Origin of the sequence: Rhodococcus sp. Q (genome assembly GCF_005503035.1) — a bacterium.
Classification (GTDB): domain Bacteria; phylum Actinomycetota; class Actinomycetes; order Mycobacteriales; family Mycobacteriaceae; genus Rhodococcus_G.
Genome location: NZ_SCOY01000004.1, coordinates 152517 through 174071 on the forward strand (window position 1 = coordinate 152517; position 21555 = coordinate 174071).

Below are 21555 nucleotides of genomic sequence, written 5' to 3' on the forward strand. Positions count from 1 at the left end.
GTCATGCACCTGCGGTCAGGTCCATACCCGGCGCTGCCGGCGGCACCGCAGGCACGATCGGTACGGCGCGCCCCTTCCGCCCACTGCGCAAACGCTTCTCGACGTAGGTGGCGAGCGCGGACAGCGAGGAGTTCAGGACGATCATGATCGCCGCGACGACGAGCAGAGCGGGCAGGTAGTTGCCGTAGAACGCGCCGAGTTGCTGGCCCGAGCGCACCACTTCGACGTAGCCGATGACGTAGCCGAGCGCCGAGTCCTTCAGCGCCACCACCATCTGGGAGATGATCGCGGGCAGCATCGCCGTGACGGCCTGTGGCAGCAGGATCGTGAACATGAGCTGGCTCTTGCGCAGACCCAACGCCTGCGCGGCCTCGGTCTGGCCCTTCGGGAGCGACACGATGCCCGCGCGGACGATCTCGGCAATCACCGAGCCGTTGTACAGCGTCAGGCCCGTCACCACCGCCGCCAGGGCGAGGTAGGTCGACTTGAACACCTGGTACTCGGCGTACACCTGGTAGGTGAAGATCATCAGGATCAGCACCGGGATCGCGCGGAACAGTTCGACGACGAAACCCGACACCATCCGGATGGCGCGGTGATCGGACAGACGGCCGATGCCGAGCAGTCCGCCCAGGATCAGTGCGAGGACGATCGAGATCGCGGCCGCGACGAGGGTGCCGCGGATGCCGGGAATCAGGTAGGTCGTCCACGAGGTGGACTCCAGGAACGGATCCCACTTCGCTGCGGTCAGCTGGCCCTTGTCGTCGAGTGCCTGGAACACCAGGTAGCCGACGGCGAGGAGGAGCAGTGCGACGGCGACGGAGGCGACGCGGTAGATCGCTCGGGCGCGAGGGCCGGGGGCGTCGTAGAGGACTGTTGCCTCGGCGCTCATCGGGCGACCTCCATCCGCTTGCCGAGATAGCCGAAGAGCAGACCCATCGGCAGGGTCAGGATCACGAAGCCGAGTGCGAAGATCCCGCCGATCGCGAAGATGGCGGCCTCGTTCTCGATCATCGTCTTCATCAGCAGTGACGCCTCCGCCACGCCGATCACCGAGGCGATGGTGGTGTTCTTGGTGAGGGCGATCAGGACGCTGCCGAGCGGGGCGATCACCGCGCGGAAGGCTTGGGGCAGCACGATGAGTCGAAGGTTCTGGCCGAAGGTCAGGCCCAGTGATCGACCGGCCTCCGCCTGCCCGACGTGCACCGTGTTGATCCCGGACCGCAGGGACTCGCACACGAATGCCGCCGTGTACACGCTGAGGCCGAGGACGGCCAGCCGGAAGTTGTTGTCCACCAGGAATGTCGGTGAGTCTTCGGGAGCCAGGTGGACACCCATCGTCTGGTAGAGACCGAACGAGCAGAAGATGATGATCAACGTCAGGGGAGTGTTCCGGAAGATCGTCACGTAGCCCGCGCCGAGCCACCGCGCGACGGGCACGGGGGAGACCCGCATGCCGGCCAGCACGGTGCCGATGACGAGCGCACCGATCGCCGACAGTGCGGTCAGCTGGATCGTCGTCCAGAACGCGGAGATCAGTTGGTCCCCGTACTCGTTGATCAGGTCCACGGAATCCTCCTGCGGCTCGGCCGCCGTGAGTGATTGCCACCCCGACCGGGGGTGACAATCACTCACGCGCGCGAAGCGCGCCTAGTAGCGATCGACGGTCGGAGGCGCCGGGATCTGGTACCCGGACGGTCCGACGTTCTCCTCGAGGGCGGCCTGCCACGACCCGTCCGCGATCATCGCCTCGATCGCGTCGTTGATCTTGGCGCGGGTCTCGTCGTCGCCCTTGGCGAGTCCGATGCCGTAGTTCTCGACCGTGAACGGCTCACCGACGACCTTCATCTCACCCGGGTACTGCGAGGCGTAACCGGCGAGGATGACGGCGTCGGTGGTGACCGCGTCCACCGCACCGTTGCGCAGCGCCTCGACACAAGCGGAGTAGGTGTCGAACTCCTGAAGCTGGACGTCGTTCGCGTACGTGTCCTTGACCTTCTGGGCCGGCGTCGAACCGGTCACCGAGCACAACTTCTTGCCCCCGTTGAGCGACTCCGGTCCGGTGATGTCCGTGTTGTCGGACCGCACCAGCAGCGACTGCCCCGTCGTCAGGTACGGGCCCGCGAAGTCGACCTTCTCCTTGCGCGCGTCGGTGATCGAGTACGTCGCGACGACGTAGTCGACCTCACCGTTCTGGATCAGCGTCTCGCGCTGCGCCGACGGCGACTCCTTGAAGGTGATCCCGGACTCCGGAACGCCCAGCTTCTCTGCGACGTAGGTGGCGACGGCGACGTCGAAGCCGCTGAACGTGCCGTCCGGGTTGCGCAGGCCGAGGCCGGGCTGGTCGAACTTGATGCCGACGGTCAGCGTGCCGGACTCGGCGCTCTCGCTGGCGCTCTTGGTCTCGTCGCCTCCGCAGGCGGTGGCAACGACGGCGACTGCGACCAGGCCGATCCCGGCTCGCAGCGCTCGGGTGATCCTCATGGTGTTCCTCTCGTTGGCGGGGGCTCGGTGGGGTCAGTGGCCGAGGATCTTCCCGAGGAAGTCCTTCGCTCGATCCGATTTCGGCGCGGTGAAGAAGGTATCGGGTTCGGTGTCCTCGACGATCTGGCCGTCCGCCATGAACAACACCCGGTCGCCCGCCTTGCGGGCGAATCCCATCTCGTGGGTGACGACGAGCATCGTCATGCCCTCCTTGGCGAGTGACGTCATGACGTCGAGGACCTCGCTGACCATCTCCGGGTCGAGCGCGGAGGTGGGTTCGTCGAACAGCATCACCTTCGGGTTCATCGCCAACGCGCGGGCGATCGCGACGCGCTGCTGCTGCCCACCCGACAGCTGCGCCGGGTACTTGTCGGCCTGATTGGCGATGCCCACCCGGTCGAGGAGTTCGAGGGCTCGTGCCTTCGCATCGGATTTGCTCATCTTGCGGACCTTGACGGGGGCGAGCATGACGTTCTCGAGGATCGTCTTGTGGGCGAACAGGTTGAACGACTGGAACACCATGCCGACGTCGGCGCGCAGGGCGGCCAGCGCCTTGCCCTCGGCGGGCAGTGCCCGTCCGTCGACCGTGATCACGCCCTCGTCGACCGGTTCGAGTCGGTTGATGGTGCGACACAGCGTCGACTTCCCGGAGCCGGACGGGCCCACCACGATCACGACCTGACCGACGGGGACGTCGAGCGTGATGTCGCGCAGGACGTGGAGCTCGCCGAAGTGTTTCTGGACCCCGGTCATGGAGATCATCGATGTGGTGGTGGCGGTCGACGCACCAGCGCCGGATTCACCCGCGTTCGTCATAGTCGTCGACCCTAGGTGCTGGACCGGGGGAATCCTGTTCATTGCGCGTCATCGGCCAGTCGACGTAACGGAACCTTTACCAAGTCAACGGAATGGCTGCGGTGGGCTGGAAGCGGAGCCGGGACGCCGGGCCGGGTGTTTACTGGATGGGTTCGACCGCAGCCTGCCGAGGGGGCTCCATGACGTACGCGATGTCGACGTGTGACCGGGTCCACCGGGCGGGGTGGTGGGCATGACTGCGGTGTCCCCGAAGCCCGGCGTCGAGGCGAGGCGGCCGTTCCCCGCCAGGCTGGGGCCCAAGGGTTCGGCCGTCTACAGGATGGTCACGACGACCGACCCGAAGATGCTCGGCGTGATGTATCTGGTGACGTCGTTCGCGTTCTTCCTCGCCGGTGGGTTGATGGCACTGCTGATGCGCGCCGAACTGGCGCTACCCGGCATGCAGTTCCTGTCGAACGAGCAGTTCAATCAGCTGTTCACGATGCACGGCACGGTGATGTTGCTGCTGTACGCGACGCCGATCGTGTTCGGGTTCGCGAACTATGTGATGCCGCTGCAGATCGGCGCCCCCGACGTCGCGTTCCCGCGATTGAATGCGCTGAGCTACTGGCTGTACCTGTTCGGGGCTCTGGTCGTGATGGCCGGGTTCGTCACCCCGGGCGGAGCCGCCGACTTCGGGTGGACCGCCTACAGTCCGCTGACCGACGCCGTGCACACGCCGGGCGTCGGCGCGGACCTGTGGATCATGGGCCTCGCCGTCGCCGGTGTCGGGACGATCCTCGGCGGCGTCAACATGATCACCACCGTCGTGTGTCTGCGCGCCCCCGGTATGACGATGTTCCGGATGCCGATCTTCACCTGGAACATCTTCATCACGATGATCCTGGTGCTGCTGGCGTTCCCGATCCTGACCGCGGCGTTGCTGGGGGTGTTCGTCGACCGTCACCTCGGTGCCCACCTCTTCGACCCCGCCAACGGTGGAAACATGCTGTGGCAGCACCTGTTCTGGTTCTTCGGTCACCCCGAGGTGTACATCGTCGCGTTGCCGTTCTTCGGGATCATCACCGAGGTGATCCCGGTGTTCAGCCGCAAACCGCTGTTCGGGTACAGCGGCATGGTGTACGCGACGATGTCGATCGCGGCGCTGTCGATGGCGGTGTGGGCACACCACATGTACGCCACCGGCGCGATCCTGCTGCCGTTCTTCTCGTTCATGACGTTCCTCATCGCCATCCCGACCGGGGTGAAGTTCTTCAACTGGATCGGCACCATGTGGAAGGGGCAGCTCACGTTCGAGTCGCCGATGCTGTTCTCGGTCGGCTTCATCATCACCTTCCTCTTCGGTGGCCTGTCCGGCGTCCTGCTCGCCAGCCCGCCGCTCGACTTCCACGTCACCGACTCGTACTTCGTCGTCGCGCACTTCCACTACGTGCTCTTCGGCACCATCGTGTTCGCCACCTACGCGGGCATCTACTTCTGGTTCCCGAAGATGACCGGACGAATGATGGACGAGCGCCTCGCGAAGTGGCACTTCTGGACCACTTTCATCGGTTTCCACACCACATTCCTGGTGCAGCACTGGCTCGGTAACGAGGGCATGCCGCGTCGCTACGCCGACTACCTGCCGTCCGACGGGTTCACCACGCTGAACACGGTCTCCACGATCGGCGCGTTCGTTCTCGGCGCGTCGACGCTGCCGTTCCTCTGGAACGTCTTCAAGAGCTACCGCTACGGCGAGGTCGTCACGGTCGACGACCCATGGGGTTACGGCAACTCACTTGAGTGGGCGACGACCTGCCCGCCGCCGCGCCACAACTTCACCGAGCTGCCCCGCATCCGGTCCGAGCGCCCCGCGTTCGAACTGCACTACCCGCACATGCACGACCGGCTGCGCGCAGAGTCGCACGCTGGACGGGGCCACGCCTCGGTGCAGGTCCCGGCCGGGTCCGGGGACTGACGCGAGGAGGCGACGTATGCAAGGACACCTGCCCGACCTGCCGTCCGGCGGACTGGACTGGGAGATGTTCTTCCCGACCAACCTGTACGCCGCATTCGTCCGGTGGTGGAATCCGTTCTGAACCCCGGCCCATGCGCGGTGCCGGAACGTGGTGAAGGGCACTCTCGGCGGGGCCGTACGCTGGTGGGGTGGATACGATAGACCCCGAGACCTCGGCCGCGCTCCCCAATGCGGGTACACGCAGCTACGAGGTACGCACCTTCGGGTGTCAGATGAACGTGCACGACTCGGAGCGACTCTCGGGGCTCCTCGAGGAGGCGGGTTACACGAAGGCCACGCCCGGCGCCGACCCCGACCTGCTGGTGTTCAACACCTGCGCGGTCCGCGAGAACGCGGACAACAAGCTGTACGGGACACTCGGCAATCTGCGTCCCACGAAGGACACGAATCCGGGCATGCAGATCGCCGTCGGCGGCTGCCTCGCGCAGAAGGACCGCGACACCGTCGTCAAGAAGGCGCCGTGGGTGGACGTGGTCTTCGGTACGCACAACATCGGTTCGCTGCCGGTGCTCCTCGAGCGTGCGCGGCACAACGAGGAAGCCCAGGTCGAGATCCTCGACTCCCTCGAGGCGTTCCCGTCGACGCTGCCCGCGAAGCGGGAATCGGCCTATGCGGGATGGGTGTCGATCTCGGTCGGCTGCAACAACACCTGCACGTTCTGCATCGTGCCGTCGCTTCGCGGCAAGGAGGTCGACCGCAGGCCCGGCGACATCCTCGCCGAGGTGCAGGCGCTCGTGAACGAGGGTGTCCTCGAGGTGACCCTGCTCGGACAGAACGTCAACTCCTACGGCGTGTCCTTCGCCGACCCCGAACTGCCCCGCGACCGCGGCGCGTTCGCGAAGCTGCTGCGCGCGTGCGGCGAGATCGACGGACTCGAGCGGGTCCGGTTCACGTCGCCGCACCCGGCCGAGTTCACCGACGACGTGATCGAGGCGATGGCCGCGACACCGAACGTGTGCCCGCAGCTGCACATGCCGCTGCAGTCCGGGTCGGATCGCCTCCTGAAGGAGATGCGCCGGTCGTATCGCAGCACCAAGTTCCTCGGCATCATCGAGAAGGTGCGCGCCGCGATGCCGCACGCCGCCATCACCACCGACATCATCGTCGGTTTCCCCGGCGAGACCGAGGAGGACTTCCAGGCCACCCTCGACGTGGTCCGGCAGGCGCGGTTCACCAGCGCGTTCACGTTCCAGTACTCGAAGCGGCCCGGCACGCCTGCCGCCGACCTGCCCGATCAGCTCCCGAAGGAGGTCGTGCAGGAACGCTACGACCGGCTGATCGCGCTGCAGGAGGAGATCACCCTCGACGAGAATCGCAAGCTGGTCGGCACCGAGGTCGAGTTGCTGGTCGCGGCGGGCGAGGGACGCAAGAACGCCGAGACGCGGCGAATGAGCGGCCGGGCCCGCGACGGCAGGCTCGTGCACTTCCGGCCCGAGGGCAGGCTGGACGGCGACGTCCGGCCCGGTGACGTGATCACCGCCGTCGTCACCGGTGCCGCGCCCCACCACCTCATCGCCGACGGGCCGGTGCTGACGCACCGCAGGACCCGCGCCGGCGACTCCCACGAACGCGGCATCACCCCGAAGACCCCGCCGATCGGCGTCGGTCTCGGTCTCCCGCAGATCGGTGCACCCGCACCGCTGCCCACCGTCACCGGATGTGGAGTATGAGCACCTACAAGCCCGAAGATTCCCTCGAGCAGTACCGCAAGGACATCGACGCCGCCGAGAAGAAGGTCGCCCGCGAGATCGATCCCGGGCTGCGCGCACTCGTCGTCGCGATCGGCATGCTGGCGTTGGTCGGGACGTTCGCGCTGCCGCACACGGGGGACGCGACGGGGTGGGACGTGCTGGTCGGCAACGACGTGGCGCTCGCCGAGGACATCGCGCTGCCGTCACGGGTGTTCGTATGGCTGACGTTGGTGTTCGGCATCGTCATCGGCATGCTCGCGCTCGCCACCCGGCGGTGGGCACTCGCGTGGATCGCGGTTGCCGGTTCGGCCGTCGCGAGCGTCTTCGGGATGCTGGCGATCTGGTCGCGGCAAACACTCGACGCGGGCTCGCCGGGCGCCGGACCCGGACTCGGATTGATCCTGGGATGGATCCTGATCATGGTCCTGACGTTCCACTGGCTGCACGTGGTGTGGCAGCGAACGGCCATCCAGCTGGCCGCGGAGGAGGAGCGCAGGCAGCGCACCGCCGAGACCGAAGGTCGACTCCTCTGGGGTGATCGCTGATTCGACCGGGGTGGGTGACCGCGATCCGCGTCGCTCACTCGGTGCGCCCTGTCATGGGCGCGGCGGCGATGTCGTTCGGCATCGTGTCGATCGGTCTGCACCTGGTCGGATTCGAGCTGTTCTCGCTCGCCTGGCTTGTGCTGGGAGTCGTCACGTGGCTCGCGCTGGCGGCGGTCGTCCTTGGCCGGTTCGCACTGGACCGACCACGCCTGCTCCACGAATCGCGTACGCCAGCCGCGCTGACCGGCGTTGCTGCGACCACGGTCCTCGGGACGCGACTGGCACTGCTCGGCTGGACCGCGGTCGCGCTGGTCGCACTCGGCGGTGCGGTGGCGGTGTGGCTGCTCCTGATGCCGTCGGTGATCCGAGGATGGACCGCTCCGACCGTGGGCGCGGGTTTCCTGCTGTGCGTCGCGACGCAGGGGGTGGCCGTGCTCGGCGCGACTGTCGCCGCGTCCGCGGCCTGGTCGTGGCTGATCGTCCCGTCGATGGGCTTCTTCGTGATCGGCATCGGATGTTATGCCGCGGTGCTGATGCGATTCTCGCCGAACCAACTGGTGGTGGGCGCAGGTGACCACTGGGTCTCGGCAGGGGCGTTGGCCATCAGTGCGCTCGCGGCCGGGCGGATCGTGCTCGCTGTCGCCGCCGACGGATGGACCGGCTGGGCCGAATACCTGCCACACGTCGCGGCCATGATCGAGGTCGTCGAACTCGCTGCCTATGTGCTGCTGGTGTGCTGCGAGGTGTGGAAGCCGAGATTGCAGTTCGACCTCCGCCGATGGTCGACGGTGTTTCCGATGGGTATGACCGCGGTCTCGGCCATGACTGTCGGCACCGCAACCGGACTCGAGGTCCTCCACTCGATCGGCCGGATCCTGGTGTGGCCGGCGGTCCTCGTCGGCACGATCATGCTCGTCGCCTCCGCGCGACGATTGGTGGCCGCCGTGCGGCGGGCCTGACCGGCGTCTCGCTTCCTCAGGTGCCGACGGCGTCGATCAGGCCCGTTCGGACCGCACGCTCCAGGTCCTCGTGGTCGGCCTCGGTGCGATCCGCGTATCGGACCGCGTACCTCCCGATCGCCTCATCGAGGTCGCCGTCCCCTTCGAAGTAGCCGGCCAGCAGTCGCGGGTCGAGTGAACGGGTGTGCGCACGGGCGAGCAGCGCTCCGGCGAGCCGGCCGTAGTCGTCGAGGTGGTCGCCGTCCAGCGCGGTCGGGTCGATGTCGCCCTTCAGATTGCGGAACTGCCGCACGATGTACGGCTGCCCTTCGATCGTGGTCCAGCCGAGCAGGATGTCCGTCTCCGCCTGCACGAGTCGCGCCCCGTGCACGATCCGCTCGCCCTGGTGCTCGAAGGCGTCGGGGCGGAACGTGCCGGCATCCAGGTATGGCGCGAGGGCAGACGGTTGCGCCTGCTTGATCTGCAGGACCAGCGACTCGTCGCCGTTGCCGAGCAGCAGCGCGACGTAGCTGCGCAGGCCCACACTGCCGGTACCCACGATCCGGAACGCGACATCCGCGACGGAGAAGCGCCCGAGCAAGGTCCGGCGGGATTCCCGCAGTGTGTCGACATAGCATTCGAGTCCGTCGACGACCGCGTCTGCGGTGGCGTCGTCGACTCGGGTGAGGATCGGCGCGTTCTCGACGAAGCGGCGCTGACGCACCCCGGTCACGTGGTCGTCGAGGTGCTCGGTCCACTTCGCCGCGACCTTCGCGCTGGTGTTGCGCCGCGCCTTCCGGGCCGCCTTGTCGAAGTCGTCGAGCAACTCGTCGGCTTTGGCCCGCGTGATCGCGGCCTTGTCCGGCAGCGCGTTCCACGACGCCAGGAATGGCAACTCGGCGAGCTCCCGGATCGTGCGCCGGTAGGAACGCACGGTGTCCTCGGCGGCCTCGACGCAGGCGCTTTCGGACACGCCGCCCTCGCGTCCGGCGAGCACCAGGCTCGCAGCCAGTCGTTTCAGATCCCACTCCCACGGGCCGGGCACCGTCTCGTCGAAGTCGTTGACGTCCATGACGATCTCGCCGTCGGGCGTGCCGTAGAGCCCGAAGTTCGCGGCGTGCGCGTCCCCGCACAACTGTGCAGTGATACCGGTGACGGGCGTGCCCGCGAGATCGGCTGCCATGAGGCCCGCCGCTCCACGGAAGAAGGCGAACGGGGAGTCGATCATGCGCCCGATGCGCAGTGGAACGAGGTGGCCGAGCCGGCCACTGTTGCTCGCCGCGACGAACTCGAGCACGTCCGGCCGTGCTGTGCCGGCCGGGTCGTGGTGGTGCGCAGACGTGGGAACCAGGTCACGTAGTGCCTGGCCGCGGGCGAAGGCCTCGTCGTGACCCACCCGGGTGCGGAGGTCGATTCGAGTCGTGTCAGCCGTCACCGCGCAGACAGTAGACGACCGTCGCCGGGCCTGTGCGCCCGGCGACGGAAGTCGCTCACCTGTCTTCGACGGCACCCTCGGCGGCGTCGGCCCATTCGCGCCACTGCTTGGCCTGGGCGAGTGCCTTCTCGGCGTCCTTCGTCTTGCCCGCGGCGGTTGCCTTCGCGGCCTGGTCCTCGAACTGGGCGACGCGCTCACGGAACTGTGCGGCGCGCGCGGTCGCCTCGGGGTCGGTGCGGCGCCACTGCGAGTCGGCGGCGTCCCGGACCTTCTTCTCGATCGAGTGCAGGCGACCCTCGAGGTCGTGCATCTTGTCGCGGGGGACCTTGCCGATCTCGTCCCACTTCTCCTGGAGGTCGCGCAGTGCGGCGCGCGCCGAGTCGAGGCCCTTCGACGGATCGATGTCGATACCGTCGAGCAGCTTCTCCTTTGCTGTCGCGTTGCTCTCGAACTCGGCGTCCCGCTCGGACGAGGCGGCGTTGCGGGCGCCGAAGAACACGTCCTGCGCCGCCTTGAACCGCTTCCACAGCGCATCGTCGGCTTCGCGCGGTGCGCGGCCCGCTGCCTTCCACTCGGCGAGCAGGTCACGGAAGGCGCCCGCGGTCGGACCCCAATCGGTGGAGTTCTGCAGTTCCTCGGCGCGTTCGCACAACTCTTCCTTGCGGGTCTTCGCGGCGGCGCGTTCCCGGTCGAGTTCGGCGAAGTGCGCCCCACGTCGGCGGTTGAAGGCCTCACGAGCCTTCGAGTAGCGCTTCCACAGCGCGTCGTCCAGCTTCCGGTCGACACCGCGGATGGTCTTCCACTCGTCGAGGATCTCGCGGAGCCTGTCGCCTGCCACCTTCCATTGCGTCGACTCGGCACCGATCTGCTCGGCCTCGGCGGCCAGCTCTTCCTTGCGGTGGGTGTGCTCCTCGCGCTCGTGTTCGCGCTCGACCTTCTCGGCCTCGGCCGCCTGCTCGGAGCTGGCGATGATGGCGTCGAGTCGGGCGGAGAGGGCGTCGATGTCGCCGATGACCGCCGCCGTCGGCAGCGACTCCGCGAGGGCGAGGGCCGCGGTGCGGGTACGGCGCGCGTCGCCGGTGCCCGAGGTCAGACGTGCCTCGAGCAGCCCGACCTCGGTGGCCAGGTCGTCGTAGCGGCGACCGAAGTGCGCGAGGCCCTCGGCGGCGTCGCCTGCCTGCCACGATCCGATCTGGTGTTCGCCGTCGGCGGTCTTCACCCAGGCGGTGCCGTCGTCGTCGACGCGGCCGAACAGGCTGGGATCACTTGGCGGGGTAACGGCCGGTGGGTGCACGGCAGCGGCGGCAGAGGGGGTGACGGCGCCCGGCTTGGGGGCACCGGGCTTCGGCGCGCCCGGCTTCGGGGCACCGGGCTTGGGCGCGCCCGGCTTCGGAGCTCCGGGCTTGGGTGCACTGCTGTCGGTCATGATTCCTCATCTCTGCCGCGCGTCACGGCTGCCGCTCTTCGTTCGTCGCACGCCGGATCGGCACGCGTTGGTCCCATTCAACCCGGAACGAAGTGTTCCGACCATTGAAACAGCTTGGACCATGAGAGTTGGGATTGCGCGGCCCGTGCCGCTGGGCGAGTGCCTCGTGACGGGTCCCGCTGCCCGGCGACTACCGTTGCTCGGTGTGTTCACCGCTGCGGCCCTCGTTTCCTGCCCACCCCTGCTGATTCCCCAGCTGGCGGGTGCTGCGGCGCTGGAAACTGCCGACCTGCGTGAGGCGTCGACGCAGGTGGCGGCCCGGCTGGCGGAGTCGGCGAGCCGGTGGACGATCGTGGGTGTCGGCGCTGGGGACCGCGTGTTCGGTCCGGACACGCTGGGCAGTTTCGTCGGATTCGGGGCGGATGTCCGTGTCGGGCTCGGCGGACCCGACGGCACTGCCGTCGATCCGGACCTGCCGCTGCCGATCCTGATCGGGGGGTGGTTGCGTGGCGCCTGCCCGGGGGAGGTGGTCGCGGACGGCCTCGTCGTCGCGTCGGACACTGCGCCGGCGCAGTGTGCGGACATCGGCGCAGACCTGCGGAAACAACTCGACGCGGAGGCCGAGCCGCACGGCGTCCTGGTCGTCGCGGACGGTGCGAACACACTGACGGCCAAGGCTCCCGGTGCGTTCGACGAACGCGCCCCGCAGGTGCAGGCCGCGCTCGACGGCGCCCTGGGCGCGGGCGACCTCGAGTACCTGCGTCAGTTGGACCCGGCGCAGTGCGAGTCGCTCGGCATCGAGGGCAGGGCGGCCTGGCAGGTGCTCGCCGGGCTGTTCGGTGACACTCCGGGACAGACCACGACCCTCTATCAGGGCGCACCGTTCGGCGTCGCCTACCACGTCGGGACGTGGCTCCCGTGACGGCAGCGATCCGGCCGATCGCCGTGGTCGGTCCCACCGCGAGCGGCAAGTCCGACCTCGGGCTCTCGCTGGCCGAACGGTTGGGCGGCGAGATCGTCAACATCGACGCCATGCAGCAGTACCGGGGCATGGACATCGGCACGGCGAAACTGCCGGTCGAGGAGCGTCGCGGGATCCCGCACCATCAACTCGACGTCCTGGACGTCACCGAGACCGCGACGGTCGCGCGTTACCAGGAGTCGGCGCGCGCCGACGTCGAGATGATCGCGGCTCGCGGCGCGGTGCCGGTGATCGTCGGCGGATCGATGATGTACGTGCAGTCCCTGCTCGACGACTGGTCCTTCCCGGCGACCGATCCGGACGTGCGGGCGAAGTGGGAGGCCGTGCTTGCCGAGCGTGGCGTCGCCGGTGTTCACGAGGAGTTGACACGCGTCGATCCGCAGGCGGCAGCAACGATCCTGCCCACCGACGGACGGCGGATGGTGCGGGCGCTGGAGGTCGTGGAGTTGACGGGTCGGCCGTTCGCGGCGTCCGCCCCGACGATCGGGGAGGCGCGGTGGGGAACCGTGATCCTCGGTGTCGACCGCGACACCACCGAACTGGACGAGCGGATCGAGCTCCGGACGCGGCTCATGTTCGAGTCGGGTCTCGTCGAGGAGGTCGAGTCCCTGGTGGCGGCGGGGCTGCGGGACGGTGTCACAGCGCCGCGCGCCATCGGGTACGCGCAGGTGCTGGCGGCGTTCGACGGTGAGTACGACATGGCCGAGGCGCGGGAGCGGACGTTCATCGGAACCCGTCGCTATGTGCGGAGGCAGCGGTCGTGGTTCCGGCGCGATGCCCGCGTGCACTGGTTGGACGCGGCACGTGAGGATCTGGTCGAGGTGGCATGCAGCGCGGTGGCGCGCGGAACGGTGGAGGAACAGTGACGAAGCGGAGTACGCATCGGCCGGCGGGTGGCGTGCCGAAGGTGACGGTGCGGAATGCGCGGTTCCAGCAGTGGCAGTCGTACCTGACCACGCGGGCCAAGCGGACCAAGGCCGGCCGGTTCCTGATCCAGGGTGTGCGCCCGCTGACATTGGCGTTGGAACACGATTGGCCGATCGAGACCATCCTGTACCGCGTCGACGGTCCGGTCCTGTCGGAGTGGGCGCGGGGAATCGTCGACGGCTGGGCCGGTGAGAAGATCGGTGTCGCGGGCGAACTGCTCGCCGAACTGGGTGAGCGGTCGGAGTCCGCTCCCGAGTTGATCGCCGTCGCGAAGGCCCGTACCCGCTCGTTGGCGGGACTGACGCTGCGACGCGGGGAGCAGGAACCTTTGGTTCTCGTGTTCGACCGCCCGTCATCTCCGGGCAATCTCGGTACCCTCATCCGCAGTGCGGACGCGTTCGGAGCGGATGCCGTGATCGTGACCGGTCACGCAGCCGACCCGTTCGATCCGCAGTGCGTGCGGGCGTCCACTGGTTCACTGTTCGCGGTGCCGGTGTTCACCGCCGCCGACCCCGGCGAGGTGGTTGCGTTCCGTGACCGCCAGAGCAGGGACCTCCAGATCGTGGGTACCGACGAGGACGGTGACGCCACGATTTTCGATCACGACTTGAGAGGTGGAACGATCCTGGTGATCGGCAACGAGACGCGCGGCATGAGTGCTGCCTGGCGAGGAGCCTGTGACGCGACCGTGAGCATTCCCATCGGTGGTGCGGCGAGTTCGCTGGGTGCGCCGTCCGCGGGTGCGGTCTGTCTGTACGAGGTCACGCGGCAGCGCGCCGGGGCGACGACGGGTGGTGCGCGATGAGCCTCGCCGACCACCTGGCCGCACGGATGAGCCTGTTCGGCGTCGCGGCATCGATGCGCAGCGCCGCCGAGGCGTCGATGAGCAGCGCGCCTAGCATGGTTGCCATGCAGTTCGGGAAGGGTCACGGCACGGAGAACGACTTCGTTCTGCTGCCGGACCTCGACGCGACGATCGACCTGACCGAGGCTCGAGTGTCCGCGCTGTGCGACCGCAAACGGGGCATCGGCGCGGACGGCGTCTTGCGCGTCGCGCGGGCCGGGGTCCTGAAGGAGGCGGGAGTGCTCGATGCCCTGCCCAAGGGTGTCGAGGCCGAGCACTGGTTCATGGACTACCGCAACGCCGACGGCTCGATCGCGGAAATGTGCGGCAACGGCGTCCGGGTGTTCGCGCACTTCCTGCGTGCGTCGGGCCTGGAGTTCGAGTCCGAGTTCGTGGTGGGATCGCGTGCCGGCGCCCGCCCGGTGACCGTCCATTCGGTGACGGGTGCGACCGCGGATGTCACCGTCGAGATGGGGAAGGTGAAGGACCGGGGCCCGTCGACCGCGACCGTCGGCGGTCGTGAGTTCACCGGCATCGGGATCGACGTCGGTAATCCGCATCTCGCCTGTGTCGTGGACGATCTGACCGCCGAGGCGTTGGCGGAGCTGGACCTGACCGTGGCACCGGAGTTCGACGCGTCGTTCTTCAAGCACGGCGTGAACGTCGAGATCCTGACTCCGATCCGGGACGGCGGAGTCGACATGCGTGTGTACGAACGCGGCGTCGGGGAGACCCGTTCCTGCGGCACCGGTACCGTCGCGGCGGCAGCGGCCGCGCTGCATGCCGATGGCCGAACCGAGGGCGAGGTGCGGGTTCGGGTGCCGGGCGGCGAGGTCGTGGTGACGATCGACGACGATATGGCGACGCTCCGGGGTCCGTCGGTGCTCGTCGCGTCGGGAAGTCTCGACGAGTCCTGGTGGTCGTCGCTCGGGTAGTTGGCCACCCGGAGCGTTAATGGGGGTGCATCCCGGCGGCCGGGCGTGGGATCATGGCGGTGTATGACGAAATCAGACGAAATGACCGACATGTCCCGCGCCGACCGCGGGGAGCCCGACTTCGACCGAAGCGGTCACGATCCCTCGGTCGGTGAACTGCAACTCGACGATCGCAGCGCTCTGCGCCGTGTTGCCGGACTGTCCACCGAACTCACCGACGTCACCGAGGTCGAGTACCGGCAGCTGCGCCTCGAACGGGTGGTGCTGGTGGGGGTGTGGACCTCCGGAACCGCCGCGCAGGCCGAGGCCAGCATGACCGAACTCGCCGCTCTTGCGGAGACGGCGGGTTCCGAGGTGCTCGAAGGCCTGGTGCAGCGCCGCGACAAGCCGGATGCCGCCACCTACATCGGCTCCGGCAAGGCCGAGGAACTGCGTGAAGTGGTGTTGGCGACGGGTGCCGACACCGTGGTCTGCGACGGCGAACTGACGCCCGCGCAGCTGACCGCGTTGGAGAAGGTCGTCAAGGTCAAGGTGATCGACCGGACGGCGTTGATCCTCGACATCTTCGCTCAGCACGCCACGTCCAGCGAGGGCAAGGCGCAGGTCGCGCTAGCCCAGATGGAGTACATGCTGCCTCGGCTGCGCGGCTGGGGTGAGTCGATGTCCCGGCAGGCCGGTGGTCGAGCCGGCAGCAACGGCGGCGTGGGCCTGCGTGGTCCGGGTGAGACGAAGATCGAGACCGACCGGCGCCGTATTCGTGAGCGGATGGCGAAGCTCCGCCGCGAGATCAAGGGCATGAAGGCCGCCCGCGACACCAAGCGCACGCGCCGACTGCGCAGCGACACCCCGTCGGTCGCGATCGTCGGCTACACGAACGCCGGCAAGTCGAGCCTGCTCAACGCGCTCACCGGTGCCGGTGTCCTGGTGCAGGACGCCCTGTTCGCGACGTTGGACCCGACGACCCGCAAGGCCGAGTTCCCGGACGGTCGCCAGTACGTGCTCACCGACACCGTCGGTTTCGTGCGGCACCTGCCGACGCAGTTGATCGAGGCGTTCCGGTCGACTCTGGAGGAGGTCGCGGACGCGGACCTGCTCCTGCACGTGGTGGACGGGTCCGATCCGCTGCCGACCGAGCAGATCAAGGCGGTGCGCGAGGTCATCGTCGACGTCCTGCGGGAGTCGGATGCCCCGGCGCCGCCGGAGCTGTTGGTGGTCAACAAGATCGACGCGGCGGATCCGGTGACGCTGACGCAGCTGCGAGCCCTGCTGACGGACGCCGAGTTCGTGTCCGCGCACACCGGCGAGGGCATCGAGGAGCTTCGGGCCACGCTCGCCGAACTGGTGAGCCCGCCGGAACTGGAGATCGAGGTGCTGGTGCCGTACAGCCGGGGCGACCTGGTCGCGCGGATCCACGCGGACGGACGCCTCCTCGACTCGTCCCACGAGGCGGACGGCACGCTGGTCCGCGCGAAGGTGCCGCCTGCGCTGGCAGCCGCGCTCGACGAGTACCGGCACAGCGCAGTCTGACTTGGTGACAGGGGGAGGGGTGCGGCGTCGCACCGTGGGGGCGATCGCCGCGGTCGGGGTTTCCGTCCTCGGGGCAGCGCCCGCGGGTGCGCAGGAGTCGACACCGGTCGTGGTCGAGGCCCAGATCGAGACGCTGTGTACGCCAACCGAACCGGGCCTCGCGGAGGTGTCGGGGCTGGCGGTGGACGGCGACCGGATCTTCGCGATCGGCGACAGCGGCGCCGACCAGACGGTGTGGGTGCTCGATCGGGACTGCGCGGTGACGGGGACACTGCCAGTGCCGGTCGACTCGTACGACGTCGAAGACCTCGCCGTCCATGACGGCGGGCTGTGGCTCTCGGACACCGGCGACAACGATCATCGGCGGGAGACGGTCGCGTTGACGTCGATGGATGCCGGGTCGGGCGCAGGCGGACTGCACCGCCTGACCTATCCCGACACCGCGCAGGACGCCGAGGCGTTGCTCATCGGTGCCGACGGACGTCCGGTGATCGTCTCGAAAACCGTTCTCGGGGAATCCGGCATCTACGTGTCCGACGTTCCGGTGGACGATCTGCCGAGCCCGGGGCCGACTCCGTTGCGGCGAGCGGGCGCGATCGGCGTCGGTCCGACGGACACCCCGGGCGGGCCACTCCCGACCGTCGGTTCGTCTCTCGTGACGGGCGGAGCCGTCAGCGTCGACGGCCGGGTCGTCGCGCTGCGCACCTACACCGACGCCTACCTGTTCGCGGCACCCGACGGTGACGTCGTGGCGGCGCTCACCGAGTCGACACCGATCCGGGTCCCGCTGCCGAACGAACCGCAGGGCGAGGCCATCGCGTTCACCGACACCGGCGACCTGCTGACGGCCTCGGAGTCCAACGGGGGTGCGTTGGCGCCGATCCGGATCGTCCGCGGTGCAACGGATCTCGTACCGATGCCCGACGGCGAGGGCGCCTCGTCCGTCGCCATCCAGATCGACGTCACCAGCGCTGTCGTGGTGGCGGCAGGAGTTGCGGTCGTGCTGGGTGGAGTGCTGCTCCTGGTGCGGCGCCGTCGGGACTGACGTACCCACGGGCCGGCTTGTCGCGCCGGGCAGGGTGTGGCCGTCACACCTCCTCGGAACTGCACTTTGAACCTCCTGGTAGGTTGCGTGGCAGTGACCATCACATCGCGTCTGTGACCCAGACCCTTCGCGCTACCCGTCAGCCGCGCCTGCGCGCGGCGGTGATTCCGTGCGCCTCGAGGGGGAACCCGTCGTCGGGTTCCCCGGCTTCCGCCTACATCGGAATCAACTCGTGGAGATCACGTGGTCACCTCATCGACAAACCCGTCCCTTCGGCGCAGTGCGCTCCGCGCCGACTGCGACCGCTGTTTCGCTCTGTGCTGTACGGCATTCGGCTTCGCGCGATCGGCAGATTTCGCGGAGGACAAACCCGCAGGATCACCGTGCCGCCACCTCGACGAGCGGCATTCGTGCACCATCCATACCGTGCTGCGCGACAGGGGATTTCGCGGATGCACCGCCTTCGACTGCTTCGGCGCGGGACAGGCCGTCTCGCAGCGACTGTTCTCGGGGGTGAGCTGGCGGGAACGCCCCGACACCCGACACCGCATGTTCGCGGCGTTCGGCGTCCTGAAGCAGGTGCACGAGATGATCTGGTACCTCGCCGAGGCTCAGGAGCGAACGTACGACGCAGGCATCCGGCAGCAGGTGCGTGACCTCACGGAATCGCTCGAATCGTTGTCGCGCGGAAATGTGGAGCACCTGCGGTCGGCCGACATGGGCAGCGTGCACGCGTCGGTGCGGACGCTCCTCGTCGAGGTCAGTGCGGAGGTCCGCGGTTCGTACTTCGCCGACGACGGCGGTCTCGATCCGCGAATCGGGCCCGGCGCCGACCTCGCCGGATGCGACCTGCGTCGCACCCGGCTGTGCGGCGCCGACCTGCGCGGCGCGGTTCTCATCGGTGCCGACCTCCGCGAAAGCGATCTCACCGCGGTCGACCTGCTCGGCGCGGACCTACGCGACGCGCGGATGGCCGGCGCCGACCTGTCTGCCTCGTTGTATCTGACGCAACCCCAGATCGCGGCCGCGCGGGGTGACGCGCACACGCGGCTTCCCGCGGCGGTGTCTGCTCCATTCCACTGGTGAGTGGCGGGGTATCCATGCGAATCATCGAATTCCCGGGTCGTCACACGAGCCGGAAGGCAGACTGTCCGGGCAGAGGCGCGGTGCGCGCCGCCCACGGCAGAGGAGTCCCCGACGATGACCGGATCGACCACGCCTGCGCTGCGCCGCTGGGCCGTCCTCGCGATGACCGTCGTCGGGTCGTCGATCCTCACGGCGGCACCTGCATTCGCACAGGGATCGGTCGGGTCGAGCGGTTCGGCGAGTGGATCCGATGCCGTGGACGCGAGTTTCGAAACGCTCTGCACACCGACGGAATCCGGACTCGCCGAGATCTCCGGACTGGCGTCGGACGGATCCAGGATGTTCGCGATCGGGGACAGCGGAACCGACCGCACTCTCTGGGTGCTCGGCGCCGACTGCGCGGTCACCGAATCGCTGCCGGTGCCCGGCGCCCCTGTCGATGTGGAGGATCTCGCACTGTCCGGTGGCAGGCTGTGGCTCTCGGACACCGGCGACAACAACCGGGTTCGGCCGTCGGTCGCGCTGACCTCGATGGACCCCGGCACCGGTGGGGGCGGGAGTCGCACACTGACCTACCCGGACGGCGCCCACGACGCCGAGGCGCTGCTCGTCGGTGCGGACGGGCGGCCGGTGATCGTCACGAAGGAGGTCCTCCTCGCGGCGGGGATCTACACGGCGGATCAGGCGGTCGGCGATCTTCCCGCCGGCCCGACGGTGTTGCGTCGTGCCGGGCAGGTCCGGCTCGGTCCGACCGACACTCCGGGCGGTCCGGTGCCGATTGCCGGCTCGACTCTCGTGACCGGGGGCGCGGTCAGTGCCGACGGCCGCGTCGTCGCGCTGCGGACCTACACCGACGTCTACCTGTTCGGGGCCCCGGACGGTGACGTCGTGGCCGCGCTGACCGGATCGACCCCGGTTCGGGTGCCGATGCCGAACCAGCCCCAGGGGGAGGCCATCGCCTTCACCCCGGCCGGTGACCTGCTCAGCGCATCCGAGTCCGCGGGTGGTGCGCTGCAGCCCATCCAGATCCTGCGGGGCGCGACTGCGCTCGTGTCCTAGCCCGCCGGAAGGCATGCCTAGAGCGTGGCGGCACCGTTCCCGATCAGGACCACTCCCAGCGCGAGCAGGACAGCCGCCATGATCGCGGCGTTGTGGCGGGTCATCCATTCGCCCGTCGCGCCCAACACGCGTTCCGCCCGGTCCGGGAACGCGATCCGGACGGCTACCGGTGCGGCGACGCCGAGACTCGCCACGACAGCGAAGACGAGCAACGCCACGACCTGCTCGTGCACCCGCGGCGTCGCATCGGCGATGACCGTCGCTCCCGCCGCGACCAGAGCGAGGTTCTTCGGACTCGCCGCCGCGAGCAGGAACCCGAGGCGCAGTGCCGGTCCCGCCGTCATGGTGCGTGCGGCCGCCATCCACCGCGGGAGGGTGACCTCCTCCCCGGCGCGAGGTCGTGCGCGCCACTTCCGGACCGCGATGACGACGAGCGCGATTCCGAGGGTGAGCTTCAGTGCGCCCACCCACCAGGTGGGTTCGGTCGTGAACGCGATGACGTCGACGACGGTCAACACGACGGCACCCGCCGCGACGAGGCCGCAGACCCAGCCGCCGACGAACGCACACGACACCCGGACCGGCCGAGCGGAGACCAGGAGCACCGACAACATCACGATCGGCATCGCGGCGAGCGCCAGGCCGACGGCGATCGGCAGTGACAGCCCGATCGCGTTCGTCACGAGGCACGTCCAGGAGTTTCGGTCACCGACGAAGATTAGTGGTGCCGTGCGTGGATGAGGCACTCTGGTCAGCGTTCGTTCCCGTGAGCGCAAGCGGTGCAGAAGGAGTTCGATGTCTGACGCGAGTGCCGTCGTCAACCGGCCCGGCTACCGCCCCTATCGGGCGACGGTCACCGCCGTGCGGCGGCTGAGTCCCACCTTCGTCCGCGTCAGCTTCACCGGTCCGGGGTTCGAGCACTTCGCGGACCACGCCCGCGACCAGCGCGTGAAGGTGGTGTTTCCGAAGGACGACCGGTGCTACGCCGACCTCGGAGTCGACGACGAGGACGCGATCCTGCGCGGCGAGTGGTACGCGCGATGGCGAGCACTGCCCGACGACAGGCGCAGTCCGTTCCGTACCTACACCGTGCGCGCCGTCGACACCGCGTCGCGTCGCGTCGACATCGACTTCGTCACCCACACGGAGGACGGACACCCGTCCGGGCCCGGCTCCGCCTGGCTGCACACCGCGATGCCCGGCGATGCCGTCGTCATCGTCGGCCCCGATGCGCGCAGCGAGCACTCCGACACCGGGATGGACTGGAAGCCGGGCAACGCCACCGAGTTGCTGCTGCTGGGTGACGAGACGGCAGCGCCCGCCATCACGGGCATCCTCGAACGGCTGCCCGCGCCGTGCCGGGCGACGGCCCTGATCGAGGTGCCCGACCGCGGTGACGTGATCCCCGTCGACAGCGTGGCGGACGTCGACGTCCGCTGGTTGCCCCGCGACGGTGCACCGGTCGGGTCGCTTCTCGTCCCGGCGCTGCACGAGTGGCGCCGCGCGGATCGCTCCGTGGTCGACGCGGCACACGCCGACACCGTGCAGGAACTGGACGACATCGACGTCGACACGCAGATCCTGTGGGATTCACCCGAACCCGAGTCGACCGGCGAGTTCTACGCCTGGCTCGCGGGTGAGTCGGCGGTCATCAAGCAGCTCCGCCGACTCCTCGTCACCGATTGGGGCGTGGATCGCAGGCGAGTCGCCTTCATGGGGTACTGGCGTCAGGGGGTCGCCGAACGGACCGGCTGAGCACACGGAAAACCCTGGGTGCACCGGCAGCCGGCAAACCTTG

20 protein-coding genes are annotated in these 21555 nt (G+C 68.7%); 13 read left to right on the forward strand and 7 right to left on the reverse strand.

All coding sequences use genetic code 11. The annotated features are described in order from the left end of the window. Window position 1 precedes the first annotated feature (1 nt). The 4 genes from FFS72_RS06330 to gluA all read right to left on the reverse strand — a co-directional run bounded on the left by FFS72_RS06330 (window position 2) and on the right by gluA (window position 3246). On the reverse strand, window positions 2-892 hold the full coding sequence (locus FFS72_RS06330; RefSeq protein WP_137873147.1) for an amino acid ABC transporter permease: 891 nt from the start codon (window positions 890-892) through the stop codon (window positions 2-4). After that, the gene (locus FFS72_RS06335; RefSeq protein WP_137873148.1) at window positions 889-1569 is read right to left on the reverse strand and encodes an amino acid ABC transporter permease; all 681 of its coding nucleotides are present in this window, start codon (window positions 1567-1569) and stop codon (window positions 889-891) included. The genes FFS72_RS06330 and FFS72_RS06335 overlap by 4 nt, the downstream gene beginning before the upstream one ends. An 81-nt stretch (window positions 1570-1650) precedes the next feature. Beyond that, window positions 1651-2484, reverse strand: a complete 834-nt coding sequence (locus FFS72_RS06340; protein WP_050066164.1) for a glutamate ABC transporter substrate-binding protein — start codon at window positions 2482-2484, stop codon at window positions 1651-1653. A 33-nt stretch (window positions 2485-2517) separates the two neighbouring features. Further along, complete coding sequence (gene gluA, locus FFS72_RS06345) at window positions 2518-3246, reverse strand: glutamate ABC transporter ATP-binding protein GluA (RefSeq protein ID WP_171018584.1); 729 nt, start codon at window positions 3244-3246, stop codon at window positions 2518-2520. A gap of 286 nt (window positions 3247-3532) precedes the next feature. Between gluA and ctaD the strand changes: the two genes are divergently transcribed. The 4 genes from ctaD (at window position 3533) to FFS72_RS06365 (ending at window position 8512) form a co-directional block, all read left to right on the forward strand. Next, on the forward strand, window positions 3533-5257 hold the full coding sequence (gene ctaD, locus FFS72_RS06350; protein WP_137873150.1) for an aa3-type cytochrome oxidase subunit I: 1725 nt from the start codon (window positions 3533-3535) through the stop codon (window positions 5255-5257). Between the two features lie 197 nt (window positions 5258-5454). Further along, complete coding sequence (miaB, locus tag FFS72_RS06355; protein ID WP_137873250.1) at window positions 5455-6987, forward strand: tRNA (N6-isopentenyl adenosine(37)-C2)-methylthiotransferase MiaB; 1533 nt, start codon at window positions 5455-5457, stop codon at window positions 6985-6987. Next, window positions 6984-7553, forward strand: coding sequence for an Rv2732c family membrane protein (locus FFS72_RS06360; RefSeq protein WP_137873151.1), 570 nt, complete (start codon window positions 6984-6986; stop codon window positions 7551-7553). The genes miaB and FFS72_RS06360 overlap by 4 nt, the downstream gene beginning before the upstream one ends. A gap of 14 nt (window positions 7554-7567) precedes the next feature. Then, window positions 7568-8512 (forward strand): tellurite resistance/C4-dicarboxylate transporter family protein, encoded by a 945-nt coding sequence (locus tag FFS72_RS06365; protein WP_249353151.1) that lies wholly within the window; start codon window positions 7568-7570, stop codon window positions 8510-8512. Between the two features lie 16 nt (window positions 8513-8528). Here the strand turns inward: FFS72_RS06365 and FFS72_RS06370 are convergent, their stop codons facing one another. Both FFS72_RS06370 and FFS72_RS06375 read right to left on the reverse strand, forming a co-directional pair. After that, entirely contained in the window at window positions 8529-9926 is a 1398-nt protein-coding gene (locus FFS72_RS06370; protein WP_137873152.1) for a DUF2252 domain-containing protein, read from the reverse strand. Window positions 9927-9981: 55 nt separating this feature from the next. Continuing rightward, entirely contained in the window at window positions 9982-11352 is a 1371-nt protein-coding gene (locus FFS72_RS06375; RefSeq protein WP_137873153.1) for a DUF349 domain-containing protein, read from the reverse strand. A gap of 205 nt (window positions 11353-11557) precedes the next feature. Here FFS72_RS06375 and FFS72_RS06380 point away from each other — a divergent pair, with 205 nt between their 5' ends. The 8 genes from FFS72_RS06380 (at window position 11558) to FFS72_RS06415 (ending at window position 19757) form a co-directional block, all read left to right on the forward strand. Further along, on the forward strand, window positions 11558-12274 hold the full coding sequence (locus FFS72_RS06380) for a class III extradiol dioxygenase subunit B-like domain-containing protein (RefSeq protein ID WP_137873154.1): 717 nt from the start codon (window positions 11558-11560) through the stop codon (window positions 12272-12274). Beyond that, a complete protein-coding gene (miaA, locus tag FFS72_RS06385) occupies window positions 12262-13200 on the forward strand; it encodes a tRNA (adenosine(37)-N6)-dimethylallyltransferase MiaA (RefSeq protein ID WP_137873155.1) in 939 nt (312 codons plus the stop codon). Before FFS72_RS06380 ends, miaA begins: the two co-directional genes overlap by 13 nt. Further along, window positions 13197-14066: a TrmH family RNA methyltransferase gene (locus FFS72_RS06390; protein WP_249353152.1), complete on the forward strand. Its 870-nt coding sequence runs from the start codon at window positions 13197-13199 to the stop codon at window positions 14064-14066. The genes miaA and FFS72_RS06390 overlap by 4 nt, the downstream gene beginning before the upstream one ends. A 104-nt stretch (window positions 14067-14170) precedes the next feature. Continuing rightward, on the forward strand, window positions 14171-15040 hold the full coding sequence (gene dapF / locus FFS72_RS06395; RefSeq protein ID WP_137873252.1) for a diaminopimelate epimerase: 870 nt from the start codon (window positions 14171-14173) through the stop codon (window positions 15038-15040). A gap of 81 nt (window positions 15041-15121) precedes the next feature. Further along, entirely contained in the window at window positions 15122-16567 is a 1446-nt protein-coding gene (hflX, locus tag FFS72_RS06400; protein ID WP_249353170.1) for a GTPase HflX, read from the forward strand. Between the two features lie 4 nt (window positions 16568-16571). Further along, window positions 16572-17612: a hypothetical protein gene (locus tag FFS72_RS06405; protein ID WP_249353153.1), complete on the forward strand. Its 1041-nt coding sequence runs from the start codon at window positions 16572-16574 to the stop codon at window positions 17610-17612. A gap of 426 nt (window positions 17613-18038) precedes the next feature. Further along, window positions 18039-18698, forward strand: a complete 660-nt coding sequence (locus tag FFS72_RS06410) for a pentapeptide repeat-containing protein (protein WP_249353154.1) — start codon at window positions 18039-18041, stop codon at window positions 18696-18698. Between the two features lie 114 nt (window positions 18699-18812). Continuing rightward, complete coding sequence (locus FFS72_RS06415; protein WP_137873159.1) at window positions 18813-19757, forward strand: hypothetical protein; 945 nt, start codon at window positions 18813-18815, stop codon at window positions 19755-19757. A 17-nt stretch (window positions 19758-19774) separates the two neighbouring features. On the opposite strand, the gene FFS72_RS06420 is transcribed toward FFS72_RS06415, so the two are convergent. After that, window positions 19775-20440 (reverse strand): GAP family protein, encoded by a 666-nt coding sequence (locus FFS72_RS06420; RefSeq protein ID WP_249353155.1) that lies wholly within the window; start codon window positions 20438-20440, stop codon window positions 19775-19777. 112 nt (window positions 20441-20552) lie between these two features. Between FFS72_RS06420 and FFS72_RS06425 the strand changes: the two genes are divergently transcribed. After that, window positions 20553-21512 (forward strand): siderophore-interacting protein, encoded by a 960-nt coding sequence (locus FFS72_RS06425; RefSeq protein ID WP_137873160.1) that lies wholly within the window; start codon window positions 20553-20555, stop codon window positions 21510-21512. Window positions 21513-21555 lie beyond the last annotated feature (43 nt).